This window comes from Achromobacter sp. UBA2119 (assembly GCF_002331005.1).
GTDB lineage: Bacteria > Pseudomonadota > Gammaproteobacteria > Burkholderiales > Burkholderiaceae_B > Achromobacter > Achromobacter animicus.
Map to the genome: position 1 here is coordinate 225618 of NZ_DCYD01000013.1, position 22133 is coordinate 247750.

The 22133-nt window shown below is 65.2% G+C and carries 29 protein-coding genes and 1 tRNA gene; 2 read left to right on the plus strand and 28 right to left on the minus strand.

Annotation, left to right across the window (positions count from 1 at the left end; genetic code table 11):
• Positions 1-289 precede the first annotated feature (289 nt).
• The 6 genes from B3098_RS13310 to petA form a co-directional block, all read right to left on the minus strand.
• Positions 290-365, minus strand: a tRNA-Thr gene (locus tag B3098_RS13310).
• Between the two features lie 68 nt (positions 366-433).
• Positions 434-886 carry a ClpXP protease specificity-enhancing factor gene (locus B3098_RS13315; RefSeq protein ID WP_175123921.1) on the minus strand — a complete coding sequence of 151 codons (453 nt, stop codon included), beginning with the start codon at positions 884-886 and terminating at the stop codon, positions 434-436.
• A gap of 13 nt (positions 887-899) precedes the next feature.
• Positions 900-1511 (minus strand): glutathione S-transferase N-terminal domain-containing protein, encoded by a 612-nt coding sequence (locus tag B3098_RS13320; RefSeq protein ID WP_006388039.1) that lies wholly within the window; start codon positions 1509-1511, stop codon positions 900-902.
• Positions 1512-1662: 151 nt separating this feature from the next.
• Positions 1663-2514: a cytochrome c1 gene (locus B3098_RS13325; RefSeq protein WP_175123920.1), complete on the minus strand. Its 852-nt coding sequence runs from the start codon at positions 2512-2514 to the stop codon at positions 1663-1665.
• A 24-nt stretch (positions 2515-2538) separates the two neighbouring features.
• On the minus strand, positions 2539-3927 hold the full coding sequence (locus B3098_RS13330) for a cytochrome b (protein ID WP_105236915.1): 1389 nt from the start codon (positions 3925-3927) through the stop codon (positions 2539-2541).
• 71 nt (positions 3928-3998) lie between these two features.
• A complete protein-coding gene (petA, locus tag B3098_RS13335; RefSeq protein WP_063954111.1) occupies positions 3999-4640 on the minus strand; it encodes a ubiquinol-cytochrome c reductase iron-sulfur subunit in 642 nt (213 codons plus the stop codon).
• 138 nt (positions 4641-4778) lie between these two features.
• On the opposite strand from petA, the gene mscL reads away from it, so the two are divergent.
• On the plus strand, positions 4779-5225 hold the full coding sequence (gene mscL / locus B3098_RS13340) for a large conductance mechanosensitive channel protein MscL (RefSeq protein WP_105236917.1): 447 nt from the start codon (positions 4779-4781) through the stop codon (positions 5223-5225).
• An 87-nt stretch (positions 5226-5312) separates the two neighbouring features.
• On the opposite strand, the gene B3098_RS13345 is transcribed toward mscL, so the two are convergent.
• Positions 5313-6089 (minus strand): Nif3-like dinuclear metal center hexameric protein, encoded by a 777-nt coding sequence (locus B3098_RS13345; RefSeq protein ID WP_286896894.1) that lies wholly within the window; start codon positions 6087-6089, stop codon positions 5313-5315.
• Positions 6090-6108: 19 nt separating this feature from the next.
• Between B3098_RS13345 and B3098_RS13350 the strand changes: the two genes are divergently transcribed.
• On the plus strand, positions 6109-7266 hold the full coding sequence (locus B3098_RS13350) for a trypsin-like peptidase domain-containing protein (protein ID WP_286896896.1): 1158 nt from the start codon (positions 6109-6111) through the stop codon (positions 7264-7266).
• On the opposite strand, the gene B3098_RS13355 is transcribed toward B3098_RS13350, so the two are convergent.
• The 21 genes from B3098_RS13355 to mlaD all read right to left on the minus strand — a co-directional run bounded on the left by B3098_RS13355 (position 7263) and on the right by mlaD (position 22132).
• Positions 7263-7670: a helix-turn-helix domain-containing protein gene (locus tag B3098_RS13355; RefSeq protein ID WP_286896899.1), complete on the minus strand. Its 408-nt coding sequence runs from the start codon at positions 7668-7670 to the stop codon at positions 7263-7265. The genes B3098_RS13350 and B3098_RS13355 overlap by 4 nt on opposite strands.
• 99 nt (positions 7671-7769) lie before the next feature.
• Positions 7770-8561, minus strand: a complete 792-nt coding sequence (tatC, locus tag B3098_RS13360) for a twin-arginine translocase subunit TatC (protein WP_175123917.1) — start codon at positions 8559-8561, stop codon at positions 7770-7772.
• Positions 8558-9199 (minus strand): Sec-independent protein translocase protein TatB, encoded by a 642-nt coding sequence (tatB, locus tag B3098_RS13365; protein ID WP_279971248.1) that lies wholly within the window; start codon positions 9197-9199, stop codon positions 8558-8560. The genes tatC and tatB overlap by 4 nt, the downstream gene beginning before the upstream one ends.
• A gap of 75 nt (positions 9200-9274) precedes the next feature.
• Positions 9275-9502: a Sec-independent protein translocase subunit TatA gene (gene tatA / locus B3098_RS13370; RefSeq protein WP_056320404.1), complete on the minus strand. Its 228-nt coding sequence runs from the start codon at positions 9500-9502 to the stop codon at positions 9275-9277.
• A gap of 14 nt (positions 9503-9516) precedes the next feature.
• The gene (locus B3098_RS13375; protein WP_286896907.1) at positions 9517-9885 is read right to left on the minus strand and encodes a histidine triad nucleotide-binding protein; all 369 of its coding nucleotides are present in this window, start codon (positions 9883-9885) and stop codon (positions 9517-9519) included.
• A 16-nt stretch (positions 9886-9901) separates the two neighbouring features.
• Complete coding sequence (locus B3098_RS13380) at positions 9902-10252, minus strand: phosphoribosyl-ATP diphosphatase (protein WP_286896910.1); 351 nt, start codon at positions 10250-10252, stop codon at positions 9902-9904.
• Positions 10249-10653 carry a phosphoribosyl-AMP cyclohydrolase gene (gene hisI / locus B3098_RS13385; RefSeq protein ID WP_239215070.1) on the minus strand — a complete coding sequence of 135 codons (405 nt, stop codon included), beginning with the start codon at positions 10651-10653 and terminating at the stop codon, positions 10249-10251. Before hisI ends, B3098_RS13380 begins: the two co-directional genes overlap by 4 nt.
• A 2-nt stretch (positions 10654-10655) precedes the next feature.
• Positions 10656-11477 carry an imidazole glycerol phosphate synthase subunit HisF gene (hisF, locus tag B3098_RS13390; RefSeq protein ID WP_191576275.1) on the minus strand — a complete coding sequence of 274 codons (822 nt, stop codon included), beginning with the start codon at positions 11475-11477 and terminating at the stop codon, positions 10656-10658.
• A complete protein-coding gene (gene hisA / locus B3098_RS13395) occupies positions 11474-12214 on the minus strand; it encodes a 1-(5-phosphoribosyl)-5-[(5-phosphoribosylamino)methylideneamino]imidazole-4-carboxamide isomerase (RefSeq protein ID WP_006224535.1) in 741 nt (246 codons plus the stop codon). Before hisA ends, hisF begins: the two co-directional genes overlap by 4 nt.
• A 56-nt stretch (positions 12215-12270) precedes the next feature.
• Complete coding sequence (gene hisH / locus B3098_RS13400; RefSeq protein WP_279971238.1) at positions 12271-12969, minus strand: imidazole glycerol phosphate synthase subunit HisH; 699 nt, start codon at positions 12967-12969, stop codon at positions 12271-12273.
• Positions 12970-13025: 56 nt separating this feature from the next.
• Positions 13026-13613 carry an imidazoleglycerol-phosphate dehydratase HisB gene (gene hisB / locus B3098_RS13405; protein ID WP_105236925.1) on the minus strand — a complete coding sequence of 196 codons (588 nt, stop codon included), beginning with the start codon at positions 13611-13613 and terminating at the stop codon, positions 13026-13028.
• A 1-nt stretch (position 13614) separates the two neighbouring features.
• A complete protein-coding gene (gene hisC / locus B3098_RS13410) occupies positions 13615-14718 on the minus strand; it encodes a histidinol-phosphate transaminase (RefSeq protein WP_279971234.1) in 1104 nt (367 codons plus the stop codon).
• Positions 14715-16019 (minus strand): histidinol dehydrogenase, encoded by a 1305-nt coding sequence (hisD, locus tag B3098_RS13415; protein ID WP_286896921.1) that lies wholly within the window; start codon positions 16017-16019, stop codon positions 14715-14717. The genes hisC and hisD overlap by 4 nt, the downstream gene beginning before the upstream one ends.
• Before the next feature lie 65 nt (positions 16020-16084).
• On the minus strand, positions 16085-16759 hold the full coding sequence (gene hisG, locus B3098_RS13420) for an ATP phosphoribosyltransferase (RefSeq protein ID WP_175123908.1): 675 nt from the start codon (positions 16757-16759) through the stop codon (positions 16085-16087).
• On the minus strand, positions 16756-18024 hold the full coding sequence (gene murA, locus B3098_RS13425) for a UDP-N-acetylglucosamine 1-carboxyvinyltransferase (protein WP_286897104.1): 1269 nt from the start codon (positions 18022-18024) through the stop codon (positions 16756-16758). The genes hisG and murA overlap by 4 nt, the downstream gene beginning before the upstream one ends.
• Positions 18024-18269: a BolA family protein gene (locus tag B3098_RS13430; RefSeq protein WP_175123907.1), complete on the minus strand. Its 246-nt coding sequence runs from the start codon at positions 18267-18269 to the stop codon at positions 18024-18026. Before B3098_RS13430 ends, murA begins: the two co-directional genes overlap by 1 nt.
• 5 nt (positions 18270-18274) lie before the next feature.
• Entirely contained in the window at positions 18275-19087 is an 813-nt protein-coding gene (locus tag B3098_RS13435; RefSeq protein WP_175123906.1) for an ABC transporter permease, read from the minus strand.
• The gene (locus B3098_RS13440; protein ID WP_175123905.1) at positions 19084-19896 is read right to left on the minus strand and encodes an ABC transporter ATP-binding protein; all 813 of its coding nucleotides are present in this window, start codon (positions 19894-19896) and stop codon (positions 19084-19086) included. The genes B3098_RS13435 and B3098_RS13440 overlap by 4 nt, the downstream gene beginning before the upstream one ends.
• A gap of 175 nt (positions 19897-20071) precedes the next feature.
• Entirely contained in the window at positions 20072-20701 is a 630-nt protein-coding gene (locus B3098_RS13445; RefSeq protein WP_286896927.1) for an MlaC/ttg2D family ABC transporter substrate-binding protein, read from the minus strand.
• 38 nt (positions 20702-20739) lie between these two features.
• Positions 20740-21549: an MlaA family lipoprotein gene (locus B3098_RS13450; protein WP_175123903.1), complete on the minus strand. Its 810-nt coding sequence runs from the start codon at positions 21547-21549 to the stop codon at positions 20740-20742.
• A gap of 82 nt (positions 21550-21631) precedes the next feature.
• Positions 21632-22132, minus strand: coding sequence for an outer membrane lipid asymmetry maintenance protein MlaD (gene mlaD / locus B3098_RS13455; protein WP_175123902.1), 501 nt, complete (start codon positions 22130-22132; stop codon positions 21632-21634).
• Between the last annotated feature and the right edge of the window lies 1 nt (position 22133).

The window sequence follows — 22133 nt, forward strand, 5'->3', positions numbered from 1 at the left end:
TAGACGCCATGCTCAAGGTCGGTAAATAGGATTTCTATTATTTGTGCGGCCGATCCGACCACGATCATGGAGTCCGGCGCAGATGTCCCGGAGCCGCGTCAATCGGGCTTCAACGATTGCGCGGTTGCCGTGGCATGAAAGTCACAGGCCGCAGTGTCCGCCGCACGCGGTCAAATGTGCCGTCTCCCGGCGCAATCTGACGGTCGATTCTCACAGGCAAGAAAAACCCGCATCGCCAGTTTGGATGCGGGTTTCGTGTACTGCGCCAGATGAATCTGGTGGAGATTTTTGGTGCCGGTGAAAGGAATCGAACCCTCGACCTTCTCATTACAAGTGAGCTGCTCTACCAACTGAGCTACACCGGCGATGCGTGCCGGGGCACGCGCAGGGACTGCATTGTAATGAAAAAAATGCAGCCCCTCTTGTGGGGTCGTTATTTGACGATGGTCAGGCGCGGGCGCTTGGGTTCGTCGTCGTCGCCGTCATCGTCGCCGGAGGCGGGATTGGCGTCCGAGCCCTCGGGGGCGGCGGGGTTCGGCGTGGCGCCTTGGGCGCCTGCCTCGGGCGGCTCGTAGGGCTGTACCTCGAAGCCCATGCCGGCGCCGGTTTCGCGCGCATAGATGGCGCTGACGGCGCCCACGGGGACGTAGACGTTTTCGGTCACGCCGCTGAAGCGGGCCTGGAATTCGATAAATTCGTTGCCCAGCACCAGGCGGTTGGTGGCCAGCGTGCCCACGTTCAGCGTGATCTGGCCGTCGCGCACGTGGGCGACGGGCACCATGGTGTGCTCGTCGACCTGCACGGTGATGTACGGCGTGTAGCCGTTATCGGTGCACCATTCGTGCAGCGCGCGGATCAGATACGGTTTGGTCGAAGTTTCACCCATTACACAGCCAGCCTTAACGACGCATCACTTTTTCCGAAGGCGTCAGCGCTTCGATGTAGGCCGGGCGCGAGAAGATGCGTTCGGCGTACTTTTGCAGCGGAGCCGCATTCTTGGGCAGTTCGATGCCGTAGTGGTCCAGGCGCCAGAGCAGCGGAGCAACGGCCACGTCGAGCATGGAGAATTCCTCGCCCAGCATGTACTTGTTCTTGAGCAGCATCGGGGCCAGCTGGGCCAGGCGGTCGCGGATGTTCTGGCGAGCGTTGGCGAGCTTCTTTTCGTCGGGCTTGGCGCTGCGGTCTTCCAGCGTCGAGACGTGAACGAACAGTTCCTTCTCGAAGTTGTACAGGAACAGACGCGTGCGGGCGCGCATGACCGGGTCGGCGGGCATGAGCTGCGGGTGCGGGAAGCGCTCGTCGATGTACTCGTTGATGATGTTCGACTCGTACAGCACCAGGTCACGTTCGACCAGAATGGGCACTTGACCGTACGGGTTCATCACCGAGATGTCTTCGGGCTTGTTGTACAGGTCGATGTCGCGGATCTCGAAATCCATACCCTTTTCGAACAACACGAAGCGGCAGCGTTGCGAAAACGGACACGTGGTTCCGGAATAGAGCACCATCATGGCGGTAAGTCCTTTATTGAAAAACGAAAGGCCAGCGCCTAAATCTAGCAGGCGCTGGCCCCAATTGCCAGGCAGGATAGGCTTACAGCCCTATCCGCCTCTTCCGTCCCCGATAGACGGGGTGGCTGGGGAACCTGGCGGGGCGTTACGGTTAGCGCACGTGTTTCCAGTACGAGGCATTCAGGCGCCACGTAACAAAGAAGAACAGGAGCAGGAACAACATGACGCCGACGCCGATGCGGACGCGCAGTGTCTGGACGGGCTCGGCCATCCAGGACATGAATGCGGTCAGATCAGCGACGTCGTTGTCGTATGTTGCGGTTTGGGCCGGGTTGGCGGCCTTGAATTTGGCATCGAAGGTGGCATGGCCATGGTGATTGGCTAACGGCTCGGCCTTCACCGTGGCAAAACCCTGTGCATCGTACACCGTTGTGACGCGTTCCCACGTTTTGGGGGCGCCTTCCTTGCCTTCGACTTCGTGAACGGCGACGGTGGTGAGCTCGCGCGGACCCTGTTCCTGCCAGAGCGCGTGCGGCATGCCGACCGACGGGAAGACCAGGTTATTCCAGCCCGTGGCGCGCGACGTGTCGCGGTAGAACGTGCGCAGGTAGGTGTACAGGTAGTCGGATCCCGAGGGGCCGGCGTTCACGGATTTGGCGCGGGCGATCACGGACAAGTCCGGGGGCGTCGTGCCAAACCACGCCTTGGCGTCCTTCGGCGTCATGGCGACGTGCATCATGTCGCCGATTTTTTCGCCGGAGAACAGCAGGCTTTCCTTGATCTGTTCGTCGGTCAGACCGATATCCCGGAGCTTGTTGTAGCGCATCGAAGACGCGCTATGACAGTTCAGGCAGTAGTTGACGAACAGCTTGGCGCCGTTTTGCAGCGACGCCATGTCGTTGACGCGGTAAGGCGCCTTGTCCAGCGGGAATCCGCCTCCGGCGGCAAAGGTTGCGGTACACGTGAGCATCAAGGCCACGGCACCAATCAGCTTCTTGATCATGGTTAGTCCGTTATTCTCGTTGGCTCAGTGGGCGTGGAACGTGACGCGGTCGGGCACTTGCTTGAACGTGCCCAGGCGGCTCCATACCGGCATCAGGAAGAAGAAGGCCAGGTACAGCAGCGTGCCGATCTGCGACGTCAGGTTCAACGGCGGACTGGGCGGCTGCGTACCGATGTAGCCGAGCACCAGGAAGTTGACCATGAAGATGCCGTAGATCCACTTGTGCCACGTGGGGCGGTAGCGGATCGACTTGACCGGCGAATGATCGAGCCAGGGCAGGAAGAACAGGATGACGACCGTGCCGCCCATGGCCACCACGCCCCAGAACTTGGCGTCGATGACGCGCAGCAGCACGGCGACGACGATCAGGATGCCGGGGACGGCGATGCGCATGAAGCCCTTCAGGTTGCTCTTGGCGAACAGCACGATGGCGCCCAGCACCGACGCGCCCGCCAGCACCCACGTGAATTCATCCGTGGTGGCGCGCAGCATCGAGTAGAACGGCGTGAAGTACCAGACCGGGGCGATGTGCGGAGGCGTCTTCAGCGAGTCAGCAGGAATGAAGTTGTTGAACTCGAGGAAGTACCCGCCCATTTCCGGGGCGAAGAACACGATGGCCGCGAACACCAGCAGGAAGCCCGCCACGCCCACCAGGTCATGCACCGAGTAGAACGGATGGAACGGGATGCCGTCTTTCGGGCGGCCGTACTTGTCTTTCGGGCCCTGCTTGATTTCGATGCCGTCCGGGTTGTTCGAGCCGACTTCGTGCAGCGCCACCAGGTGAGCCGCGACCAGACCGATCAGCACCAGCGGAATGGCGATGACGTGGAAGGCGAAGAAGCGGTTCAGCGTGGCATCGGACACGACGTAGTCGCCGCGGATCCAGATGGACAGTTCAGGACCAATGAACGGAATGGCTGCGAACAGGTTCACGATCACCTGAGCGCCCCAGTACGACATCTGGCCCCAGGGCAGCAGGTAGCCGAAGAAGGCTTCGGCCATCAGACAGAGGAAGATCGCGACGCCGAAGATCCACACCAGTTCGCGGGGCTTGCGGTAGGAACCGTAAAGCAGGCCGCGCAGCATGTGCAGGTAGACGACGACGAAGAACATCGACGCGCCGGTCGAGTGCATGTAGCGCACCAGCCAGCCCCACGGGACCTCGCGCATGATGTATTCGACGGATTGGAACGCGCGCTCGGCGTCCGGCTTGTAATGCATGACCAGGAAAATGCCGGTCACGATCTGCAGCACCAGCACCAGTAGCGCCAGCGAGCCAAAGAAATACCAGAAGTTGAAATTCTTGGGTGCGTAGTACTCGGACAGATGGGCTTTCCAGGTGGAGGTCACCGGAAAGCGCCGGTCCAGCCAGCCCAACAGGCCTGTCGTCTCGACGGTTTTCTCGCCAGCCATGTAACGGCTCCTTCTATACGTGGCGTATTGTTCTTACTTACGTAGATCGGGAAAAAAGCGCGACGCGAGCGTCAGGCCTTGTTGTCTTCATCGACGCCCACGATGATGCGGGTGTCGGTGAGGTACTGGTACGGCGGAACTTCGAGATTATCGGGAGCAGGCTTGTTCTTGAAGACCCGGCCAGCCAGGTCGAACGTGGAGCCGTGGCACGGACAGAGGAATCCGCCTTGCCAATCCGCGCCCAGACCGCCGCCGCCACCCGTTTCGAAATGCGCGGTGGGCGAGCAGCCCAGGTGGGTGCAGATGCCGACGCAGACGAAGATCTCGGGCTTGCGCGAGCGGGCTTCGTTTTCGGCATACGGAGGCGTGAAGCCGGGCCGCTTGGATTGCGGGTCGGCGAGCTGGGGATCCAGCGCTTTCAGTCCGGCCAGCTGCTCGGGCGAGCGGTGGATGATCCAGACCGGTTTGCCGCGCCATTCGACCGTTTTCATGGCGCCGACGGGAATGTCGCCGATATCCACTTCAACGGGCGCTCCGGCCGCGCGGGCTTTTTCGGAGGGGGAAAACGTGCTCACAAGCGGCACTGCCGTTGCGACACCTGCTACGCCGCCCACAGCACAGGCGGTGGTAACCCAGAAACGTCGCGAAGGATCAGGTGGCAGGTTGGGATCAACCGCACCGTCATCGTCATGCACCAGCGTATCCTGACTCATCTTCCTATCCTTGTTGATGCGCCCGCTCAACGAGTAGCATCACTTCTGCGGCATCGGGTTCGCGGGAATATGTAACAACATAGCAACCGCGTATTATAGGCCAGCCTACCCCAGGCGTATCACGAATGGAGCGGATTTATGAGCAAATCGACTGGTTTCGTCAAAGAGTTTCGAGATTTCGCGGTCAAGGGCAACGCGGTCGACTTGGCCGTTGGTGTGATCATCGGTGCGGCGTTTGGCAGGATTGTCGACTCGCTGGTCCGGGACATCATCATGCCGCTCGTCAATTTCATCCTTGGCGGATCGGTCGATTTCTCGAACAAGTTCCTGGTCTTGTCGATGCCTGAAGGCTATGCGGGGCCGATGACCTACGCGGATCTCACCAAGGCCGGCGCCAACGTGTTTGCGTGGGGCAACTTCGTCACCATCATCATCAACTTCGTCTTGCTGGCGTTCGTGATCTTCTGGATGGTCAAGGCCATCTACAAGGCCCGCAACAAGCAGGAGGAAGCGCCGGCGCCCGCCAAGACGCCGGAAGACGTGGCCCTGCTGCGCGAGATTCGCGACCTGCTGAAGCGGCCGTAAACAGCAAAGCGCCCCATCGGGGCGCTTTTGTTTTCTGCCGGGTAGACGGCCGGCGGTCCGGCGGTCCGGCGCGCCGGCGTCAAGGATTCAGGCCGGGTTGTCGATGTCGACGAATTCGACCTTGATGCCGAAGCGCTCGGCCACGGCCTGCCCCAGTGCCTGAACGCCATAGCGTTCGGTGGCGTGGTGCCCGGCGGCGATGAAGCCCACGCCGGTTTCCCGCGCCAGATGTACCGTGGACTCCGAGACCTCGCCAGTGATGTAGACGCTGGCGCCCGCGTCAACGGCGTCGCCCATCATGCCTTGGGCGCCACCGGTGCACCACGCGACTGTCCCCAACGGCTGGTCCGGGTCGCCCACGACGAGCGGCTGGCGGCCAAGGCGTTGGGCCACCTGGTCGCCCAGTTGGCCCAGCGTCTGCAGGCCGCTGGCCTCGCCCAGCCAGATCAGCCCGTCCTGCCCGCAGGTCCGCGGGGCGCCGTCGTCGCGTAGCGCCGGCGTCAGACCCAGCACGCGTGCCAGCTGCGCGTTGTTGCCCAGCGTGGGGTGTGCATCCAGCGGCAGATGGTAGGCGAACAGGTTCAAGTCGCTCTTGAGGGTCAACGCCATGCGCGTGCGCCGGGTGCCGATGACGCGGCGGTCTTCGTTGCGCCACATCCAGCCGTGGTGCACCAGCACCGCATCGGCGCCGCGGTCGACCGCCTCGCGCAGCAATGCTTCGCTGGCCGTGACACCGGTGATAATGTGTCCGACCTCGGATCGGCCTTCCACCTGCATCCCGTTGGGACAGTAGTCCTTGAAACGGGCTGCCTGCAGGGTGTCGTCCAGCCAGTTGGCCAGGACGCGGGAGTCCACTTTATTCATTGCTAGTCCTATCAGAAACATGCGCCGATATTGGCTGATCTTTGCTCAGGCCGTCACGGTCTGCCTGGCTATTCTATTCGTGGTGACGACGTTGCGGCCCGACCTGCTGCGGGTGAACGGGCCCGGCACGGTCCCACCAGCCACTGCCGCTGCGGGCGGCGCGCCCGCGGGGGATGTGGGTGCTGTGTCGTACGCGGACGGCGTGGCGAAGGCGGCGCCGTCGGTGGTGAATGTGTTCACCACCAAGCACGTGAACGTGCCGTTGATTCCTCTGCCCGATGATCCGGTGCTGCGCCAGCTTTTCGGGCAGGTGCCCGGCGTGAGCCGGCGCGAGGCGTCGACCAGTCTGGGTTCGGGCGTGATCGTGAATGCGGACGGCTACGTGCTGACCAATTACCACGTGGTGCAGGCCGCCGACGCCATCGAGGTGGCGCTGCGCGACGGACGGCGCGATACCGCCAAAGTGGTGGGCGCGGACCCGGACACGGACCTGGCGGTGCTCAAGCTATCCAAGTTGCGCGACTTGCCTGCCGCAACGCTGGCGTCCGACAAAGGCTTGCGCGTAGGCGACGTGGTGCTGGCGATCGGCAATCCGTTCGGTGTGGGTCAGACCACCACGCAGGGCATCGTGTCGGCGCTGGGCCGCAATGGCCTGGGGCTGAACACGTACGAGAACTTCATCCAGACCGACGCGGCGATCAATCCGGGCAATTCGGGCGGCGCGCTGGTCGATGCCTACGGCAACCTGGTGGGCATCAACACCGCAATCTATTCGGAGTCGGGCGGGTCGATGGGCATCGGCTTTGCGACGCCGATCGAGATTGCGCGCAAGGTCATGGACGACATCGTCAAGACCGGGGCGGTCAAGCGCGGCTGGCTGGGCGTGGAGCCGCAGGACATGACGCCGGAACTGGCGCGGGCCTTCGAGCTGCCGCGCGATGCGGCGGGCGTGATCATTGCCGGTGTGATGCGCGACGGCCCGGCCGCGCGCGGCGGCCTGCGCGTGGGAGATATCGTCCAGTCGGTCAATGGCAAGCGGGTGGCGGACACAAACGGCCTGCTGTCGGAGATTGCGCAGGTGCCGCCGGGCCAGCGGGCCACGCTGGGCATCTTGCGCAGCGGCAAACCTGCGGAACTGGCGGTGGTGGTGGGGACGCGGCCGGGCAAGCCGCGCTAGGCGCATTTGCGCGCCGCTGGACGGGGGGCGGGGGTGGCGCCGGTGTCTGGTTTGTCGGAGAGTTCACGCACCAGGGCCAGGATCAGGCGCTTGGTGCTGTCGGGTTGCGGCGCCAGCCGCGCGCAGATTTCGGCGCAATAGCCGTCGATGCCGTTGGCGGCGGCGTCCTGCAGCCCCGACCCCGGGGAAGTGGCGGGCACCACGCCATCCGTCAGCCACGACGCGCTGGTGCCCAGGGCCTGCGCCAGCCGCACCACCGTGTTGCGTGCTGGCGAATAGTGGTCTTCGCGAGTGAGGATGCGGTGGATGCAGGACTGCGGCACGCCCGACAGGCGCGAAAGCTGGTTCTGGCTATGGATGCCGCGCCACCGCATGAGGGTGCGCAGTCTTTGTGAGAGCGACATGACTGCAATGTAGGACTGCAGTCATGGGCCGACAAGGTAAAACGGTCCGCTTTTGTGCGGACCGTTCTGGTTTCCTTCTACCCTGCCGAATGCGCGATTTCAGTGGCGTTCGGTCAGGGAGTCGGCGGCGTCATCTGTCGACGCACCTTCTTTCGGTGTGACCATCCGGGCGCAGATCAGCCCGACTTCATAGAGCAGGCACAGCGGCACTGCCAGCATGAACTGGCTGACCACGTCGGGCGGGGTGACGACGGCGGCGATGATGAACGCGCCCACCACGACGTAGCCGCGCGCCGCCTTCAGCTTGGACAATTCGACCACGCCCATCTTCACCAGCAGCACCACGGCCACGGGCACTTCGAACGTGATGCCGAACGCCAGGAACATCGTCATGACGAAGCTGAGGTAGGCCTCGATGTCCGGCGCCGGGGTGATGGACTGCGGCGCGAACGTGGCGATGAAGTGGAACACCGTGCGGAACACCACGAAATAGCAGAACGCCATGCCCGCGATGAAGAGAAAGGTGCTGGACACGATGAGGGGCAGCGCCAGGCGCTTTTCGTGCCGGTACAGCCCGGGCGCGACGAAGGCCCACGCCTGGTACAGCACCACGGGCAGCGCCAGGATGAACGCGGCCATCATCGTGACCTTGACCGGCACCATGAATGGCGTGATGACGCCGGTGGCGATCATGCGGGTGCCTTCGGGCAGCGAGGCCAGCATCGGGGCGGCCAGCACGTCATAGATGGCCGACGCGCCGGGATAGATGAAGAGCACGATAAACACGGCCACCACGGCGCCGACGGCGCGCAAGAGGCGCGTGCGCAGCTCGACCAGGTGGGAGATGAAGGTCTCTTGCTGGCCTTCTTCTTGGGTTGCGTCCTGGGTCACGACGGAGTTCCGGAGGGCGAGACGGGCTTGGCGGCGGGCGCGGCGACGTCGGCCGCTGGCGCGCTGGGCGCCGGGGCGGGTGGTTGAGGGGCGGCGGCCGGACGCGGTGCGGGCTCGGCGGCAGGCAGGTCCAGGTCCAGATTGTGGTTCTGGCTGGGCGGTGCGATCGTGCGCGCAGGCTCAGCGGATGCGCCAGCGACGGACGCGTCGGCAGTGGGCGATCCTGCGGCAGGCGAACCTGTGGCAGGCATCCCTGCGGCAGGCGCTTGTGCAGCGTCAGCCACCTGGGCGGTCACCGGCGCCTGCGCAACCGCCGGCGTCGCCTTGCCGCTGGCTTCGCGGGCGACTTCGTCGAGTTCGGCGCGGAACTGCTGCACGGGTTCCTGCAGCGAGGCCCCGGTTTCGTTCAGCGATTGCTGCACGCCCTGGGCCGCGTCTTCCATTTCGGTCTTGAATTTGCGGAGTTCGTCGAGTTCGATTTCGCGCTGGATATCGGACTTGACGTCATTGACGTAACGCTGCGCGCGCCCGAGCAGGTGGCCGACGGTGCGGGCAACCTTGGGCAGGCGTTCGGGGCCGATGACGATCAGGGCGACGACGCCGATCACCATCAGTTCAGTGAGGCTGACATCAAACATTCGACGGCCGCTCGGGAATTGAAGCAATAAGGGCCGGCCCGTTCAGGGCTGGCCCGGAGGGAGACTGGCTGGCGCTCAGGAGTTGGACTTTTCCTTGGCCTGCACGTCGATGGTGTCGCCGGCGACGCGTTGCTGCGTGACCGGTTCAGCGGGCTTGTCGCTGTTGGCTTCTTTCATGCCGTCCTTGAAGCCCTTGACCGCGCCGCCCAGATCGCCGCCGATGTTGCGCAGCTTCTTGGTGCCGAAAATCAGCGCAACGATGACCAGGACGACCAACCAATGCCAAATGCTGAAACTACCCATGATGATTCTCCGAATTACGCAGTGGGGGCCACGCGCCCTTTCCAGGGACGCGAGCCGCCGATGATGTGGAAATGCAGATGCGGGACTTCCTGGCCGCCTTCGACGCCAGAATTGATCATGATGCGAAATCCGCCATCAGGGCCCGGACGGCAACCGTTCTCGGCGGCAAGCCGCGGCGCCAACGACATCATTCTACCCAACCAATCTGCGTCCTCGCCCGTAATATCCTGCATGGATGTGACATGACGTCGAGGGATCAGCAGTAAATGCACCGGTGCGGCCGGATTGATATCGTGAAATGCAACAAAGTCCTCGTCCTCGTAGACCTTCTTGGACGGGATCTCGCCGGCGGCGATCTTGCAGAAAAGACAGTTGTCGCTCATGGGGTGGTTTCCGTGGTCAGTCCTTGGCGCGGCTTGCCTTTTCCACCAGGCCCGACAGGCCTTCGCGGCGGGCCAGCTCAGCCAGCACGTCTTCGGGCCGCAGGTTGAAATGCGTCAGCGCCACCAGGCAATGGAACCACAGATCGGCGGTTTCGCTGACGATGCGGTCGGGCACGCCGTCCTTGGCGGCCATGACCAGTTCCGTGGCTTCTTCCCCGATCTTCTTCAGGAAGGCATCCGGCCCCTTGGCCAGCAGCTTGGCTGTGTAAGAGGCGGAAGGGTCGCCGCCGTTTTGCGGACGGCGGGTTTCCAGGGTGTCTGCGATGCGGGCCAGGATGTCGGCCGCGGTCAGGGTCTGATCGGTCATTTGTAGATGAGTTCCGGATCTTTGAGCACCGGATCCACCGTGACCCAGGACGCGTGATCGGTCTGGCCTTCCAGGCGGCGGAAGAAACAGCTGGCGCGGCCGGTATGGCAGGCGATGCCGCCTTCCTGGTGCACCTTCAGCAGCACCACGTCGCCGTCGCAATCCAGGCGCAGTTCGTGGACTTCCTGGACGTGGCCAGATTCTTCGCCCTTGCGCCACAGGCGCTGGCGCGAACGCGACCAGTACACGGCGCGGCCGGTGGCGGCCGTTTCGGCCAGGGATTCGCGGTTCATCCAGGCCACCATCATGATCTGGCCGTTGTCGGCGTCTTGGGCGATGGCGGGAATCAGGCCGTTTTCGTCGAAGACGACGTCGGCCAGCCAGGCGGGTTCGTTGCTCATAATCAGTCCAATCGTACGGCGATGCCCTGTTCGGCCATGAAGCGCTTGCACTCGCCGACGGTATGCTGGCCAAAATGGAAAATGCTGGCGGCCAGCACCGCGCTGGCGCGGCCGGTGGTGACGCCGTCGGCCAGATGCTGCAGGTTGCCCACGCCGCCCGAGGCGATGACGGGCACCGGCACGGCGTCCGAGACGGTGCGGGTCAGTTCGAGGTCAAAGCCGGACTTGGTGCCGTCACGGTCCATGCTGGTCAGCAGGATTTCGCCGGCGCCATAGGCGGCCATGCGGCGCGCCCACGCCACGGCGTCCAGGCCGGTGGCCTTGCGGCCGCCGTGCGTGAAGACTTCCCAGCGTGCCGGTTCGCCGGGCGCGGACACCCGGCGCGCGTCGATGGCCACGACCACGCATTGCGAGCCGTGGTAGTCCGACGCGGCGCGAACCAGTTCAGGGTTGGCCACGGCGGCGCTGTTGATGCTGATCTTGTCGGCGCCGGCGTTGAGCAGGCGCTGGATGTCGGACACCTGGCGCACGCCGCCGCCCACGGTCAGCGGAATGAAGACCTGCGAGGCCACCTGCTCGATGATGGGCAGGATCAGGTCGCGGCCGTCGCTGGTGGCGGTGATGTCCAGGAACGTGAGTTCGTCGGCGCCCTGCTCGTTGTAGCGGCGGGCGATCTCGACGGGGTCGCCTGCGTCGAGCAGGTTGACGAAGTTCACGCCCTTGACGACGCGGCCGGCCGTGACGTCAAGGCAGGGAATGATGCGGCGGGTCAGCGCGTTCTGTGCGGACGCGCCGGCCCCGGGGGTGCTGCTGGATGTGGTCATTTTGCCAATTCGTCGGCGCGCGCCTGCGCGGCCTGGAAGTCGAGCGTGCCTTCGTAGATGCTGCGGCCCAGGATGGCGCCTTCGACACCCTCTTCCTCGACGGCGCACAGCGCCTCGATGTCCTGGATGCCGGCGATGCCGCCCGAGGCGTACACGGGAATGCGCACGTGCTGGGCCAGGCGGACCGTGGCTTCGACGTTGACGCCCGACAGCATGCCGTCGCGGCCGATGTCGGTGTAGATGATGGCTTCGCAGCCGTAGTCTTCGAACTTCTTGGCCAGATCCAGCACGTCGTGGCGGGTGAGTTTGCTCCAGCCGTCGGTGGCGATCTTGCCGTCGCGGGCATCCAGGCCGACGATGATCTGGCCGGGGAAGGCGCCGCAGGCGTCCTGCAGGAAGCCCGGGTTCTTGACCGCGGCGGTGCCGATGATGACGTACGAGATGCCCGCGTCGAGGTAACGTTCGATGGTGTCGAGGTCGCGGATGCCTCCGCCGATCTGGACGGGAATGTCGTCGCCGACGGCGTCCAGGATCGCCTTGATGGGGGCTTCGTTCTTGGGCTTGCCGGCGACGGCGCCGTTCAGGTCGACCAGATGCAGGCGGCGGGCGCCCTGGTCCAGCCAGCGGGTGGCCATGGCGGCGGGGTCTTCGGAGAACACCGTTGCATCGTCCAGGTCACCCTGGCGCAGGCGAACACAGCGCCCGTCTTTGAGGTCGATGGCGGGGATCAGCAGCATGGTTGGCAGCGAGTAAGAAAGTGGGGTTGAACGGGCTGGCGCACGCGGCTCGAGGCCTAGGGCTGCCAGTCTACAAAATTGCGATACAGGCGCAAACCGTGCTCGGCGCTTTTTTCGGGGTGGAACTGCACCGCGAAAATGTTAGCTGCCGCCACCGCGCAGGTAAAGGCGACGCCATAATCGGTTTCACCAACCGTCAGGCCCGGATCGGCCGGATCGGCGTAATAACTGTGGACGAAATAGAAGTGCGAGTCGTCCGGAATGCCGTCCCAGATCGGGTGAGAGCGGGTGTGACGGACTTTGTTCCAGCCCATGTGCGGCACCTTCAGGCGCTCGGGACGGGCGTCCACGAGACCGGCCGCGCCCGTGTCGGCCAGGCAGGCCTCGTCGTCGGCGGGGATCAGGTCGGCAAAGCCGGGGCCGGAAAAGCGGCGCACGACGCCGGGGAACAGGCCCAGGCAGGCGGTGCCGCCCTCTTCGCTGGATTCGAACAGCATCTGTTCGCCGACGCAGACGCCCAAGAGGGGCTTCTCGCGGGCGGCGCGCACGACGGCGTCGCGCAGGCCGGATTCGTTCAGGGTGCGCATGCAGTCCGCCATGGCGCCCTGGCCCGGGAAGACCACGCGGTCGGCGGCGGCGATTTCGTGGGGCTGGTTGCAGATGCGGATGTCGGCGTCAGGCGCGGCGTATTTCAGGGCGCGTGCGACGGAATGGAAATTGCCCATTCCATAGTCGACGATGGCGATAGTGGTCACTTCTGTCTGCCTGGTGCGGTGCGAAGGTGGAATGCGTACGTTACAGCGTTACAGCGTTACAGCACGCCCTTGGTGGACGGCACGACGTCGCCCATGCGGGGGTCGACTTCGAGGGCCATGCGCAGCGCGCGGCCACAGGCCTTGAACACGGTTTCCGCCTGGTGGTGCGAGTTGAAGCCGCGCAGGTTGTCGATGTGCATGGTGATCAGCGCGTGATTGACCAGGCCCTGGAAGAATTCGCGCGTGAGGTCCACGTCGAAGCTGCCGATGTGCGAACGCGTGAAGGGGATGTGGTATTCCAGGCCGGGACGGCCGGAAAAGTCGATCACGACGCGCGACAGGGCTTCGTCCAGCGGCACGTACGCATGACCGTAGCGGCGCAGACCCGCCTTGGTGCCGGCGGCCTTGGCGATGGCCATGCCCAGCGTGATACCCACGTCTTCCACCGTGTGATGCGCGTCGATGTGCAGGTCGCCCTCGGCCTTGATGTCCAGGTCGATCAGGCCGTGGCGCGCGATCTGGTCCAGCATGTGGTCCAGGAAGGGCACGCCGGTGTCGATCGTCTGCTTGCCGGTGCCGTCAAGGTTGATGGCCACGCGGATGCGGGTTTCGTTGGTGTTTCGGGTGATTTCTGCGGTACGCATGTTAAGCACTCAAGATCTCTTGCAGGGCAGCCAGCAAGGCGGCGTTCTCGGCCGGGGCGCCCACCGAAATGCGCAGGCAGTCGGCCAGCAGCGGGTGGGCATTGGAGAAGTTGCGAATCAATATTTTGCGCGCTTTCAGGGCAAGATGCACGGCGTTGCCGTCGAGCTTGCCGGAAAAGCGGGCGAGTATGAAGTTGGCGGCGGAAGGGAATACCCTGACGCCGGGCAGTTGCGCCAGCGCCGCGGCCAGCGGTTCGCGGTCCGCGCGCAGCCGTGCGGCCTGGTCGTCCAGCACGGCCTTGTGGCGCAGCACGGCCAGCAGCGTCGCCTGGGTCAGCACGTTCAGGTTGTACGGCGGACGTACCTTGTTCAGCTCGGCGATCCACGCGGGATGCCCGGCCAGGTAGCCGAAACGCAGGCCGGCCAGCCCGATCTTGGACACGGTGCGCATGACCACCACGTTGGGCGCATCCAGTACGCGCGGCATGAACGTGTAGTCGGCGAACGGCTGGTAGGCCTCGTCGATCACCACCAGCCCGGGCGCGGCCTGGATGATGGCGTTGACGTCTTCTGGCGACCACAGGCCGCCGGTGGGGTTGTTGGGCGTGGCCAGAAACACGAGCCTGGGCTGGTGTTCGCGGATGGCGGCCAGCATGGCCGGCAGATCCAAGGCCAGGTCCGCTGTCAACGGCACGCCCACGAAGCGCGCGTGATCGAAGCGGGCCGCCATGTCGAAATACACGAACGACGGCCACGGCGACAGCACCACGTCGCCCGGGTTGCAGCACGCCTGCACCATCAGGTGGATGAGCTCGTCCGAGCCGTTGCCGAACAGCACGTCTGCGGCGTCCGGCACGCCAAAGGCCATCTTGACGGCGGCCTCAAGCGCCGACAGGTCGGCGGACGGATAGCGGTTGAGCGGCGTGTCGCGGACGGCGCGCGCGATGTCGTCGCGCACGGCGTCGGGCAGCTCGTACGGGCATTCCATGGCGTCCAGCTTGATGCAGCCTTCGGCATGGGCGACGGGGTATGCCGCCAACCCGCGAATGTCCGCCCGGACGGTGCTTCTAATGCGGCCGGCGACGTCCGCCGGTCCGACGCTCATGACTTGTCGATCCGGTACTGGGCGCTGGCGGCGTGCGCCTGCAGGCCCTCGCCCAGCGCCAGTTCGGCGGCGATGCGGCCCAGCGTCTGCGCGCCGGCGTGCGAGACCTGGATCAGGCTGGAACGCTTCTGGAAGTCATACACGCCCAGCGGCGACGAGAAACGCGCCGTGCGCGAAGTGGGCAGCACGTGGTTCGGGCCGGCGCAGTAGTCGCCCAAGGCTTCCGAACTGAAACGGCCCATGAAGATGGCGCCGGCGTGACGGATGCGGGCGGTCCAGACTTCGGGTTGCTCGGTGGAGATCTCGAGGTGTTCGGGGGCGATGTCGTTGGCGATCTGGCAGGCTTCTTCCAGGTCGCGCACAAGGATCAGCGCGCCGCGGTTGGCCAGGCTGACGCGCAGGATGTCGGCGCGCGGCATGGTGGGCAAGAGGCGGGCGATGGACGCTTCGACTTCCTCGATGAAGGCGGCGTCGGGACAGAGCAGAATGGACTGGGCCAGTTCGTCGTGCTCGGCCTGCGAGAACAGGTCCATGGCGATCCAGTCGGCCGGCGTCTTGCCGTCGCAGATGACCAGGATTTCACTGGGGCCGGCGATCATGTCGATGCCGACGACGCCGAACACGCGGCGCTTGGCGGCGGCGACATAGGCGTTGCCCGGGCCGACGATCTTGTCCACGGCCGGCACCGTGTTGGTGCCATACGCCAGCGCGCCCACGGCCTGCGCGCCGCCGATGGCGAACACGCGATCCACGCCGCTGATGGCGGCCGCGGCCAGCACGATGGGATTGCGCGCGCCGTCAGGCGTGGGCGTGACCATGACCAGTTCCTGCACGCCGGCGACCTTGGCCGGGATGGCGTTCATCAGCACGGACGACGGGTAGGCGGCCTTGCCGCCGGGCACGTACAGGCCCACGCGGTCCAGCGGGGTGACCTGCTGGCCCAGCAGCGTGCCGTCGGCTTCGGTGTAGGTCCAGGTCTCGGCGCGCTGGCGCTCGTGGTAGGCGCGCACGCGGTCGGCGGCGGCTTCCAGCGCATTGCGCTGGGCAGCCGGCAGCGCGGCCAGGGCCGCATGCCAATCGGCCTTGGGGATCTCCAGCGTATGCGCTGCCGCGTCCGGCATGCGGTCGAACCGCTGCGTGTATTCCACCAGCGCGGCGTCGCCGCGGGTGCGCACGTCGGCCAGGATGCTGGCGGCGGCGCGGTCGATGGATTCGTCCTCGGTGGCCTCGAAGGCCAGCAGCGTGGACAGGGCGGTTTTGAAACCGGGATCGCGGGAGTCGAGACGATTGATCAGGGCCATGGCGTCATGGAGCAAAGCGGGTAACGGTAACGTCCGCCACGCCGGGCGCGGCGGACGGTCGGGAATCAGACGTTGCGGGAGGCGGCTCTTGCGAAAGCGTCCAGCAGCGGTTGCAGGCGGTCGCCGCGGGTCTTCAGGGCGGCCTGGTTGACGATCAGGCGCGACGAGATCGGCATGACGTCTTCCACGGCGACCAGGTCGTTGGCGCGCAGCGTGCCGCCGGTGGACACCAGATCGACGATGCAGTCGGCCAGACCGACCAGCGGTGCGAGTTCCATCGAACCATACAGCTTGATGATGTCCACGTACACACCCTTGCTCGCGAAGTGTTCACGGGCTGAGTGCACGTACTTGGTGGCCACGCGCAGGCGCGCGCCCTGGTGGACGGCGGCCTCGTAGTCGAAGCCGTTGCGCACGGCCACGGCCAGGCGGCACTTGGCGATGTTCAGGTCGATGGGCTGGTACAGGCCGCCGGGCTGTTCCTTGGCGTGCTCGATCAGCACGTCCTTGCCTGCGATGCCCAGGTCGGCCGCGCCGTACTGCACGTATGTGGGTACATCCGAGGCGCGCACGATGATCAGGCGCAGGCCGGGATCGCTGGTGGGCAGGATGAGCTTGCGCGAGCTTTCCGGGTTTTCCGGGACTTCGATGCCGGCTTCCGCCAGCAGCGGCATGGTTTCTTCGAAGATGCGGCCCTTGGACAGCGCCAGGGTCAGGGGGGTGACGGTCGCACCGTTCATCGCTGTTCCTTGCCGGTAACTCGTTGGATGTTCGCGCCCAGGGCGCGCAGTTTCACTTCCATCTGGTCGTAGCCGCGATCCAGGTGGTAGATGCGGTCGACCAGCGTGTCACCATCGGCGGCCAGGCCGGCGATGACCAGGCTGGCCGAGGCGCGCAGGTCGGTCGCCATGACGGTGGCGCCGGACAGGCGCGGCACGCCGCGCACGATGGCGGTGTGGCCGTCGATGTCGATCTGGGCGCCCATGCGGCGCAGTTCCTGCACGTGCATGTAGCGGTTTTCGAAGATGGTCTCGACGATGACCGACGTGCCGTCGGCCACGGCATTCAACGCCATCAACTGGGCCTGCATGTCGGTGGCAAAGCCCGGGTACTCGTGCGTGCGAAAGCCCACGGCCTTGGGACGCTTGTCCATGGCGCCGCGGATCCAGTCCGGGCCGGTCTCGATGGTCAGGCCTGCTTCGGTCAGTTTGTCCAGCGTGGCGCCCAAGATGCCGGCATCTGCGTTCTTGAGCAGGATGTCGCCGCCGGCTGCGCCCACCGCGCACAGGAAGGTGCCGGCTTCGATGCGGTCGGAGATGACGCGGTGTTCGGCGCCGTGCAGGCGGTCGACGCCATCGATGACGATGCGGTCGGTGCCGTGGCCCTGGATGCGGGCGCCCATCTTGATGAGCAGTTCGGCCAGGTCCACGACCTCGGGTTCGCGCGCGGCGTTTTCCAGCACGGTGCGGCCTTCGGCCAGGACGGCGGCCATCAGCAGGTTTTCGGTGCCGGTGACCGTAACCATGTCGGTGCGGATCGAAGCGCCCTTCAGGCGCGTGGCGCGCGCCACGACAAAGCCGTGTTCGATGCTGATTTCAGCGCCCAGCGCGGCCAGACCCTTGATGTGCTGGTCGACCGGCCGCTGGCCGATGGTGCAGCCGCCCGGCAGGCTGACGCGGGCTTCGCCAAAGCGTGCGACCAGCGGACCCAGCACCAGGATCGAGGCGCGCATCGTCTTGACCAGGTCGTACGGGGCTTCCAGGCTGTCGACGTTGCCGGCTTGCAGCGTCACCACGCCGTCGTCGGCGCGCTCGGCGCGCACGCCCATCTGGGCCAGGAGGCGCAGCATGGTGCCGGTGTCGTTCAGGCGCGGCACGTTGGACAGGACCAGCGTGTCGGCGGTCAGCAGACCCGCGCACAGGATCGGCAGCGCCGAATTCTTGGCCCCGGAGATCGAGATCTCGCCGTGCAGCTGCGCGCCGCCGGTGATGCGTAGCTTGTCCATCATTCGCCCGCTTTGTTGTATTCGGCGGGGGTGAGGGTGCGCATCGACAGTGCGTGGATCTCGGCCTTCATGCGGTCGCCCAGCGCGGCGTAGACAAGCTGGTGACGCTGGATCAGGCGCTTGCCTTCAAAGGCGGTGCTGACGATGACGGCGTCAAAGTGCGAACCGTCGCCCTGCACGTCGAGATGTTCACAGGGCAGGCCGTCAGCGATGTATTGGCGGACTTGCGCGGGAGTGGGAAGCATGGACGTCAGTTCCTGAGTTTGTAGCCGCTGGACAGAAGCCGCAGAGCGTAAGCGGAGAGCGCGAGGAACACCGCCGTCACCACCGCCAGGCTGTGCCAGGGCGAGACGTCCGACACCGAGAAGAACCCGTGGCGGAATCCGTCGATGGTGTAGAAGATGGGGTTCCAGTGCGAGACGCTTTGCCAGAACGGCGGCAGCGTATGGATGGAATAGAACACGCCGGACAGGAAGGTCGCCGGCATGATCAGGAAGTTTTGAAAGGCCGCAAGCTGGTCGAATTTTTCGGACCACAGGCCCGCGATCAACCCCAGCGTGCCCATGATGCCGCACGCCAGCACCGCAAACACCAGCACCCACAGCGGATGCGCGGGCGACAGCGGCACGAAGAACAGCGCCACGGCCCACACGCACAGCCCGACGGCAAGACCGCGCGCGATGGCGGCCAGCACGTACGCGCCGAAGATATCGCGGTGCGACAGCGGCGGCAGCAGCATGAACACCAGATTGCCGGTGATGCGGCTTTGTATGAGCGACGAGGACGGGTTGGCGAACGCGTTCTGCAGCATGCTCATCATCATGAGCCCGGGAATCAGGAACGACGTGTAGGGCACGGTGCCGTACACGGTGACGCGCCCTTCCAGCACGTGGGCGAACACCAGCAGATACAGCAGCGCCGTGATGACGGGGGCGGCGATGGTCTGGAAGCTGACCTTCCAGAAGCGCAGCAATTCCTTGCGCAGCAGGGTCGGAAAGCCGGAACCCGCGTCCAGGCGGGGTTGCACCAGCGGCTGGCCGGCAGACGTGGCGGGCTGGGTCATGATGAGATCTCTTCGGGTTGCAGGGCGCGCGCGCCGGGCTCGTCGTCCTGATGCATGATGCGCACGAAGGCGTCTTCCAGGTCCACGCCGCCGACGCGGGCCAGGAGAGCCTGGGTGGTGTCCAGCGCCACGATGCGACCGCCCTTGAGCATGGCGATGCGATTGCAGAGCGCCTCGGCTTCTTCAAGGTAGTGCGTGGTCAGCATGATGGTGTGGCCGGCCTTGTTCAGCCGCGAGATGAACTCCCACAGCGTGCGGCGCAGGTCCACGTCGACGCCGGCGGTCGGCTCGTCCAGCACGATGACCGGCGGCCGGTGCACGAGCGCCTGCGCCACCAGCACGCGGCGCTTCATGCCGCCGGACAGCGCGCGCATGTTGGAGTTGGCCTTGTCGGCCAGGCCCAGGTTGAACAGGATTTCGTCGATCCAGTCGTCGTTCTTGCGCAGGCCGAAATACCCGGACTGGATGCGCAATGTTTCGCGCACGGTAAAGAACGGGTCATAGACCAATTCTTGCGGCACGACGCCCAGCGCCCGCCGTGCCGACTTGTAGTCGGCCACGACGTCGTATCCACAGACGGTGGCGCGGCCCGCGGTGGCGTGCGCCAGGCCCGCCAGAATGGAAATGAGCGTGGTCTTGCCCGCGCCGTTGGGACCGAGCAGGCCGAAGAACTCGCCGTGCTCGATATTCAGGCTGACATTGTCCAGCGCCTGGAAGCCGGGCCGGGGCGTGCGCCCGAGCAGCTTCTGCCAGCCGCGCTGGCGCGGCGAGTAGATCTTGGAGACGTTTTCTAGGCTGACGGCGGACATGACGGGGGGAGATGGCCCGAAAAGAGCGAATTGACCATTATATAAGCGCGATGTGGCGGAAACCGGGGATGGCCCCGGTGGCGATGGGGGCGGCGCCCTGTTGCGTCCCCCAAAACAATCGGCCCGGCGGACCCCCGAGGGGTCGCGCCGGGCCGAGGCAAGCCTGAGCGAATCTTTACTTGTTGCGCTGGTTCAGCGCCTGGATCAGGCCGTCGATGCCGTTCTGGTTGATCTGCTGGGCGAACTGGTTGCGGTAGTTCTCGATCAGCCAGATGCCTTCGACGTTCATGTCGTAGATCTTCCAGCCTTGCGGCGTCTTTTCCAGGCGGTAATCCACACCCACCGGCTGGCTGTTGGACTGGCTGATCAGGGTGCGCACGACCACGTCGTCGGCCTTGGGATCGCCGCGGAACGGCAGGCCGGTGATGGTGGTGCTGGACGTGACGCGGGTCAACGCGCCGCTGTACGTGCGGATCAGCGTGCCGCGGAAGGCGTCGGCCAGCGCGGTTTTCTGCTGCTCGGAGGCCTGGCGCCAGTAGCGGCCGGCGGCCAGGCGCGTGGTCTTCTGGAAATTGACGTACGGCAGGATGTGCTGGTCAACGACTTCGTTGATGCGGGCGGTGTTGCCGGCCCGCAGCGCGCCGTCGGACTTCAGGACCGCGAGGGCCTCGTTGGCGGCGGCCAGGACGAACTGCTCGGGCGGGCCGTTGGGGTCCGGCTTGGCGTTCGCGGCCGTGGCGGCCGCCAGGCCGACGAGGCCCGTGAACACCAGCCGCTGCAACAGAGAGGGAATGGAAAATCGCATCAAATCTCCTTCAAATACCGAAAGCGCAAGGCCTCAGCTTACTTGTTCGCGGGTTGCGGCGCAGGCACGGGGGCCGGCGCGGGCGCGGCGGGGGTGTCGTCGTCGCCGTCGTCTTCGTAGTTGGGCAGCGAGCCTTCCTCGTCCACGCGGTGGCCCAGCACCATGGCGGCGCGGCGTTGCAGGAAGGCGTCGCGCACGAAGCTGTACGGGTCGAGCGCCACGCGGTCGATGGTGTCGGTGGTGTCGAGCAGGCTGGCGCGCGTGTCGACGATGCGCAGGCCCCACAGCGAGTTGCGCAGGCGGACGTTGTCGATCGAGTCCACGCCCATGTAGCCGTAGGTGGTGCCGTACAGGTCGCCGACCAGGCCGACGCCGTCGCGCACGCTGGAGGCGCCGAAGAATGGCAGCACCAAATACGGACCCTGGCTGAAGCCCCAGACGCCCAGCGTGGTGCCGAAGTCGTTGGGGATCTTGCGCGCGCCATTGGCCGAGGCGACGTCGAAGCAGCCGCCCACGCCCATGGTCGTGTTGAACAGGAAGCGGCCCAGCGTGTTGACGAAGTCGTGGCCGCGGCCCTGCAGGAAGCTGTTGGTGCCGGACCAGAGGTCGCCGACGTTGCTGAAGATGTTGTGGATGCAGCTGCGCACCGGCTGCGGCGTGACGAACGTGTAGGCCTGCGCGACCGGCTTGAACACCGCGCGGTCGACCGTGTCGTTGAACTGGTAGACGCCGCGGTTGAAGCCTTCCCAGGGGTCGCGCGGATCCGGATTCTTGGGGGCGGCGCAACCAGCCATCAGCGCGCCCGCGGCGGCGACAGTGGCAATTCGGGAAATAGCTTTCTTATTCATGTTCCGGGTATCCCTATCAACAATTCTTTTGTTATCGCGACGGCGAGACGCAGCGTTGTAACAGCCTGATGGCGCCGCGCCTTTAGTCCTGGGCCTTGGGGGCCGATTCCGGCGCAGCGGTCGTGCCTTGCTTTTCCGCCGACCCGTACAGGAACTGGCTGATCAGCTGCTCCAGGACCACGGCGCTTTGTGTATAGCGGATTTTTCCGCCGTCGGTAAAGTTATCTTCCTCGCTGCCGGCGGTCAGGCCCAGGTATTGCTCGCCCAAAAGGCCGGAGGTCAGGATGGCCGCCGACGAGTCCTTGGGGAACTGGTAGGCCGTCTCCAGATCGACCGACACAATCGCCTGGAAGGTCTTGTCGTCGAAGGAAATGCCCGTGACCCGGCCCACCACCACGCCGGCGCTCTTGACCGGCGCGCGCACCTTGAGGCCGCCTACGTTATCGAAGTTGGCGGTCACGGTATAGGTCGGGGCAAAGGAAAACGTGCTCAAGTTGCCGGCGCGCAACGCCAGGAACCCAAGCGCGATCGCGCCCAGCAATACAAACAGGCCTACCCAGAAGTCGGTTTTTTCGCGTGACATG